This window comes from Pseudomonadota bacterium, assembly GCA_030860485.1.
In the GTDB taxonomy this organism is placed as follows: domain Bacteria; phylum Pseudomonadota; class Gammaproteobacteria; order JACCXJ01; family JACCXJ01; genus JACCXJ01.
The window spans coordinates 1-7,661 of record JALZID010000018.1 but is presented as its reverse complement, the minus strand read 5'-3'; the positions used below and the strand labels follow the sequence as shown (position 1 = coordinate 7,661).

Sequence of the window (7,661 nt, the reverse complement as noted above, 5' to 3'; positions counted from 1 at the left end):
CTCAGCACCATCACGAAGGCCATCAGCGGGCGCACGGCGTGGCCGACGGTGAGCTTGCCGAAGTGGGCCCAGTCGGCTTGGGCTTGTTCGCCGGGCAGGGTGCGCAGGCGAAGATAGGCTTCCCCCGTAATCCCGGTTCGTCCTGTACCTCCCAAAAGCATTACAAATTGAGCGCGCCCGCGCGCTTTGACGTGCTGGAGTTCCTGCCGGGGGAAGAGGCACAAGTCGATTATGGCCAGGGCGCGCTGACGCGGTACCGACCGGGCAAGTACAAGCGACCGCTGCTGGTTCATCATGACGCTGAAGTACTCGGGCAAGAGTTTCCGCAAGGTGGTGTGGAAGAGCAATCAGGAAGTGTGGGCACAGCTGCACGAGGAAGCCTGGCGTGCGTTTGGCGGCTGTACGTGCTACGTCGTGTTGGACAACCTGAAGGAAGGGGTCATCAACGGACATCTGCGAGCCGGCGTTAAATCCGCTGTACGCCGCGCTGCTCGCGCATTACGGCGTGGTGGCCGATCCGTGCCGGGTCCGGGACCCGAATCGCAAAGGCACCGTGGAGAACGCCATCCAGCACACGCAGAGCACGGCACTGAAGGGGCGGCGGTTCGAGTCCATCGAAGCGCAGAACGCTTCTCGCGCACTGGGAGAGCGCTTTGCGGCGCTGCGCATTCATGGGCGCAAGAAGCGCCAGGTGATGGAGATGTACCTGGAGGAAGGCCACACATCGCCCCGCAGCGTAGATGACGCGGGCCGGGTGGCGGTGGAGAGCGCTTACTACGCGGCGCTGCCCGCGCCGCCGCACAGCAAAGTCACTATGCGGATCTATGCACGCGAGAGCGAGATCCTCGACGCCGCGGGCGGCGTGCTGCGCCGGCAGGAGAAATCGACGCGCAAGGGCAACTTCCAGTTGCTCGAGGAGGACCGGCTGTTCGACCCCTCGCGCGAGACCGTACGTCTCATCGCACGGGTGGAGAAGATCGGGCCGAACACCGCACGGTTTGCCCGCGAGCTGTTCGCCAAACTCGGCCGCCCCGGCCAGTGAGCCATCTACGGCCTGTCCAATCTTCCCCGACGCTACGCCCGCGCCGACATCGACGCGGTGTGCGCTAAGCTACTCGAGGCGCAGCGCGTGTCCTATGCCACCGTCAAACACGCGCTTGAACGGCGTGCCGCTACAGCTTGCACATCCGCGCCCACGACGCTCACGCAGTCCGATCCGACCATCCGCGCGGTCGGCGAATATCAAGCCTTCTGGGAGGATCACTCCCAGCTCACCCAAAAGGAGAACCATGCCCGTGTTCGGGTACCTCGCGCTCGGTGGGAAATAACGCCAGTTGCGTGCGCCGTCGCGTGTCTTCATTCATCGAACACCTCGATCACCCGGCACCAAGCCTCGTGCTGGCTGTCGTTGATCTCGCCCAGATACAGGACCTGCGTTGCACCACTCTGCCATCGGCACAGCGCTTGGCTTCGACAATGTTCCAGTAGCGGTGCTCTTTGCCGTCTTTGAGATCGCAGGTACATAATGCCGCCGCCCCATGGTATGCAAAACCCGGCGGCTGACAAGACACTTGGTCTACAATACAGCCAGTTTGAAACTCTACCCGAGTGTTTATGCGCCTTCCCGAAGTGTAAACCTAGAAAACTCGGCATTTCTCGAGGTGAGTTGAGAAAGACGGGCTAGGAGTCGTTGCCTCAGGCCTCCATCCCGAGCTTTTCGAGGCGATAGCGCAGGGCGCGCAGGGTGATGCCGAGGAGCCGGGCGGCGCCGGTCTTGTTGCCGCGCGTCTGCGCGAGGGCGCCGGTGATGCGCTGGCGCTCCAGGCCGTCGAGGTAGTGGTCGAGGTTGGCGTCGTCAGGACTCTCGGCGCCCTCCTGGAGGGGGGGACGTTTGAGATCGAGATCGGCGGGCTCGATGACCTCGCCTTCGCATAGGGTCAGCGCGCGCTCCAGGACGTTCTCGAGCTCACGCACGTTGCCCGGAAATGGGTAGGCCAGGAGCGCCTCCTGGGCACGGTCCGATAGCACGGCGGTCTTGCCTTGCTGGGTCAGGCGCTGGAGGACCATGGCCACCAGGTCCGGGATATCCTCGCGCCGCGCCCGGAGCGGGGGGACGTGCAGCTCGATGACGTTGATGCGGTAGTACAGGTCCTGCCGAAAGCGGCCGTCGGTGGCCAGGGCCCCGAGGTCCTTGTGGGTGGCGCTCAGGATGCGCACATCGACCGGCACCTCCTGCTGCGCACCGATGGGACGCACGCACCTCTCCTGGATGGCGCGCAGGAGCTTGACCTGCATGGGCATGGGAAGCTCCGCCACCTCGTCGAGGAACAAGGTCCCCCCGTGCGCGGCCCGGAAGAGCCCCGGTTGGTCCGCCACCGCCCCGGTGAAGCTGCCCTTCCTGTGCCCGAAGAACTCGCTCTCCAAGAGGTCCTGCGGGATGGCGCCGCAGTTGACCGGCACGAAGGGCTGGCCGGCCCGGGGCCCCTGATCGTGGATATTGCGGGCCACCAACTCCTTGCCGGTACCGGACTCGCCGGAGATGTACACCGGCGCCTGGCTGCGCGCGAGCTTCGCGATAGTCGCGCGGATCGCTCGCATGGCCTCGGAATCGCCGATGAGCCGGGTCTCCGCCTCGGGGCGGCGCTCCGAGACACGCAGGGCCTGGCCGACCACGACCCTGAGCCCGCCGAGGTCGATGGGCTTGGTGATGAAGTCGAAGGCACCGGCCTTGAGCGCCTGGATGGCGGTCTCCATGCTGCCGTGGGCGGTGATCACCGCCACCGGGGTGCGCGGAGACGTCTTCTGGATGTGCGCGACGAGCGCGATGCCGTCGCCGTCGGGCAGGCGCAGATCGGTCAGGCACAGATCGAACGTATATCGCCTCAAGAGCTCATGGGCCTGGGCCAGGCTCATGGCCCGGCGCGAGCCGATCTGAAGGCGTGACAGGGTGATCTCCAGGAGCTCGCAGATGTCCGGTTCATCGTCGACGATGAGTGCGAGGGTGTTGGGTCTCAGGCGATCCATTGTTGGCGTCCGGGATGAGCGAAGCCGATGCGGAAGGTGCACCCTTCGGGGCCGTTGGCGTGCAGGCTCAGGGTGGCCTGGTTGCACTCACAGAGCTCCGAGGCAATGTAGAGCCCAAGCCCCGTCCCCGTGGAGTCACGGCTCACGAAGGGCTCGAACACGTGGCGGGCGATGTCCTCGGGGATGCCGGGGCCGCGATCGATGACATCAAGATACGGGCGGTCCGAGATGGGCATCCGGCCGCACCAAAGCGTTAGGAGCGGGTTGCCCGCACTGTAGCGCAAGGCGTTCTCACACAGGTTCCATAGGACCTGGTGCAACTGGGTCGGGTCCATGACCACCCGGATATCGGCGGGATCCACTGCGAGCAGCACCTGTTCCGAAAGGAGTTGCCGGCGTTCGATCAGATCGGCGACGAAGGCCGTGAGCCACGGCCCGATGGCGAAGACCTCGGGTGCGGTGCCGTCGCGCCGCCCGATCCGGAGCACGTTCTCGATGATCCGATTTACGCGCCCCGAATGATCCTGAATGATGCGCGTGAGCCGCCGGTCCTCCTCGTTCGTGGCCTCGGATTCGGACAGGAGCTGGGCCGCGTGGCTGATGGCCCCGAGCGGGTTGCGGACCTCATGGGCGATGCTCGCGGTGAGCCTCCCGAGCGAGGCGAGCTTGAGTTGCTGGGCGCGCTGGCGCGTCTCGGCGGCATCCTCGACGAACACCAGCGTGCCCTCCCGAGAGCCTGGCGCGAGCGCCGCGAGCGACACCAAGACATCGGCATCGCGAGCGGGCGAGCGCAAGAGGCGCGTCGCCGCCGCCTGGCCCGAGTCCCAGGCCCGCGCGTGGGCCTCGAACTCGGGCCAATGTTCCGTCAGTTGCTGTCCCGACAATGGCCGTGCCCGGCCGAGCAACGCGAGGGCGGCGTCGTTCATGAGCCGCACTCGCGAGTGTGCGTCGAGCACCAGGATCCCGGAGCGCATGCGCTGCACGATGCGCTCGTTCAAGCGCGCGAGGTTTTCGAGATCGGCGGCCTGGCGTGCGGCGCGGGCCTCGCTCGTGCGCAGGCGCCGTGCCAGGCCGTGGCCGACATAGGCGGTCGCGAAGAACGCCGCACCCAGTAGACCGGCCTGGGTGTAGTCGGCGGCCCGCAGATCGGAGTCCAGCCAGCGGCAGAGCTCCTCGGTCAACACCGCGTAGGTGGCGAAGCCTGCGCACAGATAGGCGATCCGCCCCTCGGTCAAGAGGCCGCCGATGGCGATGCTGACGACCAGGAGCGTGCCGAAACCGCTCCCCACGCCCCCACTCGCATACATGAAGAGCGTGACGGCGGCGATATCGAGGAGCACCTGACCGAGTACCTGCGCCGATTCACGGGCGGTGCGGGTCTCCAGCGCGATCTGCGCCAGCACGGCGAGGCCGAAGTAGACGTGGGCCACGGTGCCGAACAGGGCCGGGTGGTCGGTGCCTAGCGGCGCCGGCAAGCCCCGGCTCCACACCAGGATCAGAAACAGCGTCGCGAGCGCCAGCCGGTATAGGCTGAAATAACGTAGACCTATCCGTCCGGCCGGGCCGGTGGGGGACTCTTCGGCGACAATGAGGCTCATCATGGTGTGCGCCCCGCTTCGGCATGCTCGGGGCTGCAAAAGTAGCGGCCACCGGCCCGCGTTGCTTCATGTGCGGCCAGATACAGGCCGCAGTGCTCGCACCGGACCATGTCGGGGAGTGCCGCGCCGCGGTCTTTTTTCGGCGCGCCGCGCGCTCGCGAGAAGAGCCGCAGCACCAGCCAAACGGCGGCGAGCACCAGCAGAGTACGGAATAGGCCCATGAGCGGATGGCTTAGGATCGATCCAAAGCGAACGGTCCCGCCCCGCGGGGTCGAGTGCCTTGTAATCGTGATCGGCCCCCCTGTGATCGGGCCCCCTGTGATCGGGCCCCCTGTGATCCGGTTTTCTTGGCGAGCGGATTTGACTATAGTTTCCGCCTGTGGCCGGAGCGGGATCGGCCATCGTCTCCGGCCCGCTCGGATCACCTTAGCGGTGCGGCGCAAGACCCGCAAGCGGCAACGGGATCGGCAGCGAGGAAGCCTCAGGAATGAATCTACACGAATACCAAGCCAAGAAACTGTTCGAAGAGTACGGGATCCCGGTCCCGGAAGGGCGCCCCGCGCACTCCATCAAGGACGCCCTGCGCCACGCCTCCGAGTTCCAGGGGCCGTGGGTGGTCAAGGCCCAGGTGCATGCCGGGGGCCGCGGCAAGGCGGGGGGCGTCAAGTTCTGCGACGGGCTCGACAAGGTCGAGGCCGTGGTGCGCGACTTGCTCGGCAAGCGCCTCGTCACCAAGCAGTCGGGGCCGGAAGGGCAACCGGTGGACTGCGTGCTCGTCCAGCGGGCCTCCAACATCGCAAGCGAGCTTTACCTGGCCATGCTCGTAGACCGCCCGCAGGGACGCATCGCCGTCATCGCCTCACGGGCCGGCGGCATGGACATCGAAGAGGTGGCCGCGACCGAGCCCGACAAGATCCTGAGCTTCACCATCGATCCGCTGCTCGGGCTGCTCAAGTATCAATGTCGGGCACTGGGCCTCAAGCTCGGGCTCGATACAAGGCAGCGCAAGCAGCTCGCGACCATCCTGCCGGCCATGTACCGGTTGTTCCTGGACAAGGATCTGACGCTCATCGAGATCAACCCGCTCATCATCACGGACACGGGCGATCTCGAGGCCCTGGACGCCAAGGTTGCGGTGGACGACAACGCCCTCTTTCGGCAGACGGCCCTGGCCGAGTGGCGCGATCCCACCCAGGAGGACCCGAAAGAGAACATCGCCCGGCGTTACGACCTCAACTACGTCAGCCTCGGCGGCAACATCGGGTGTATGGTCAACGGCGCCGGCCTCGCGATGGCCACCATGGATGTCATCAAGCTGTCCGGGGGCGAGCCGGCCAATTTCCTCGACGTCGGCGGCAATGCCACCGCCGAGAAGGTGGCCGAGGCCTTCAAGCTGCTCGTCTCCGACGCCAAGGTGGCGGCCATCCTGGTCAACATCTTCGGCGGCATCGTGCGCTGCGATCTGATCGCCCAAGGCATCATCACGGCGGTGACGGAGGTGGGTGTGCACGTCCCGGTGGTGGTGCGGCTGGAGGGTACCAACATGGACAGGGGGCGCGCGATCCTGGCCGAGACCCGCCTCCCGATCACCGCCGCCAACGATCTGTCGGATGCTGCGGAGAAGGTTGTCGCCGCGGCTAAGGGAGGGGCGTGATGGCGATCCTGGTCGATAAGGACGCCCGCGTCGTGTGTCAGGGATTTACCGGGCGCCAGGGGACCTTCCATGCCCAGCAGGCCCTGGAGTACGGCACGAAGCTGGTCGGAGGGGTCACGCCGGGGCGCGGCGGGGACACCCATCTGGGACTGCCGGTTTTCGACACCGTGGAGCAGGCGGTACGCGACACCGGCGCCGATGCCAGCATGATCTTCGTGCCCGCACGGTACGCGGGGGAGACGATCATCGAGGCCGCGGATGCCGGTATCCGCATCATCGTCTGCATCACCGAGGGGATCCCGGTGCTCGATATGTTGCGGGTGCGGGCGAGTCTCGTGCATTACCCCGACAGCCGGCTGGTCGGGCCCAATTCACCGGGGGTCATCACGCCGGGCCAGTGCAAGATCGGTATCATGCCGGGCAGCATCCACCAACCCGGCTGCGTCGGCATCATGTCCCGCTCCGGTACCCTCAACTACGAGGCCGTGCACCAGACCACCCTGTGCGGGCTCGGCCAGAGCACCTGCGTGGGGAACGGCGGCGATCCCATCCAGGGCGTGAGCTTCGTCGATTGCCTGGCGCTCTTCGAGGGCGACCCGGACACCCAGGGCATGATCGTGGTCGGCGAGATCGGGGGTACGGCCGAGGAGGACGCCGCCGACTACATCCGCGAGCACGTGACCAAGCCCGTGGTGGCCTATATCGCGGGGGTCACCGCCCCGCCCGGAAAGCGCATGGGCCACGCCGGCGCCATTATCTCGCGCGGCAAGGGGACCGCAGAGGCCAAGTTCGAGGCCTTGGAGGCAGTCGGCGTCGTCACGGTGCGCTCGCCCGCCGAGATCGGGCCGGCCATCTTGCGTTGCCTCAAGGGCTGATTGCCCGGGTTGCGCATCGCGCTCGCCCAGCTCGACCTCTGGGTCGGCGACATCGCGGGCAACGCGGCGCGCGTGATCGAGGCCGCGTCGGAGGCGCGCGACGCCCTGGGCGCCCGACTCATCGTCTTCCCCGAGCTGACCTTGACGAGCTATCCCCCCGAGGACCTGCTCCTGCGCCCTGGGCTCACCCGGGCCGTAGCAGGGGCCCTGGAGCGGATCGCGCGTTCGATTACGGGGATCGCGGTCATCCTGGGCCATCCGCATCCTCACGCGGGCAGCCTATACAACGCCTGCTCCCTGATCCGGGGAGGCATGGTAGCCGCGACCTACCATAAACAGCACCTCCCGAACTACGGCGTCTTCGACGAAAAGCGTTATTTTTCGCCAGGCTCCGGCCCCACCGTCGTATCGATCGAGGGGGTCCCGACGGCCCTCAGCATCTGCGAGGACATCTGGGTCGACGGCACGGCGGCCCAGGCGCGCGCTGCTGGGGCGCGGCTCATCGTCAAC

The 7,661-nt window shown here is 66.7% G+C and carries 8 protein-coding genes; 4 read left to right on the top strand and 4 right to left on the bottom strand.

The window, feature by feature from the left end:
- Positions 1-317: hypothetical protein (locus M3461_00770; GenBank protein ID MDQ3773014.1), on the bottom strand; the 317-nt coding region annotated here is incomplete at its 3' end.
- 236 nt (positions 318-553) lie between these two features.
- Between M3461_00770 and M3461_00765 the strand changes: the two genes are divergently transcribed.
- Complete coding sequence (locus tag M3461_00765) at positions 554-1,042, top strand: hypothetical protein (protein MDQ3773013.1); 489 nt, start codon at positions 554-556, stop codon at positions 1,040-1,042.
- A 653-nt stretch (positions 1,043-1,695) separates the two neighbouring features.
- Here the strand turns inward: M3461_00765 and M3461_00760 are convergent.
- Genes M3461_00760 through M3461_00750 form a run of 3 tightly spaced genes read right to left on the bottom strand, consistent with a single transcriptional unit; the run spans position 1,696 to position 4,843 of the window.
- On the bottom strand, positions 1,696-3,024 hold the full coding sequence (locus M3461_00760; protein MDQ3773012.1) for a sigma-54 dependent transcriptional regulator: 1,329 nt from the start codon (positions 3,022-3,024) through the stop codon (positions 1,696-1,698).
- Positions 3,012-4,625, bottom strand: coding sequence for an ATP-binding protein (locus M3461_00755; protein MDQ3773011.1), 1,614 nt, complete (start codon positions 4,623-4,625; stop codon positions 3,012-3,014). Before M3461_00755 ends, M3461_00760 begins: the two co-directional genes overlap by 13 nt.
- Positions 4,622-4,843, bottom strand: a complete 222-nt coding sequence (locus M3461_00750) for a hypothetical protein (GenBank protein ID MDQ3773010.1) — start codon at positions 4,841-4,843, stop codon at positions 4,622-4,624. The genes M3461_00755 and M3461_00750 overlap by 4 nt, the downstream gene beginning before the upstream one ends.
- A 266-nt stretch (positions 4,844-5,109) precedes the next feature.
- On the opposite strand from M3461_00750, the gene sucC reads away from it, so the two are divergent.
- The 3 genes from sucC to M3461_00735 all read left to right on the top strand — a co-directional run.
- Positions 5,110-6,276 carry an ADP-forming succinate--CoA ligase subunit beta gene (sucC, locus tag M3461_00745; GenBank protein MDQ3773009.1) on the top strand — a complete coding sequence of 389 codons (1,167 nt, stop codon included), beginning with the start codon at positions 5,110-5,112 and terminating at the stop codon, positions 6,274-6,276.
- Complete coding sequence (gene sucD, locus M3461_00740) at positions 6,276-7,151, top strand: succinate--CoA ligase subunit alpha (protein MDQ3773008.1); 876 nt, start codon at positions 6,276-6,278, stop codon at positions 7,149-7,151. Before sucC ends, sucD begins: the two co-directional genes overlap by 1 nt.
- The coding region (locus tag M3461_00735) for an NAD+ synthase (GenBank protein MDQ3773007.1) at positions 7,152-7,661 on the top strand (510 nt) is incomplete at its 3' end. It abuts the gene before it with no gap.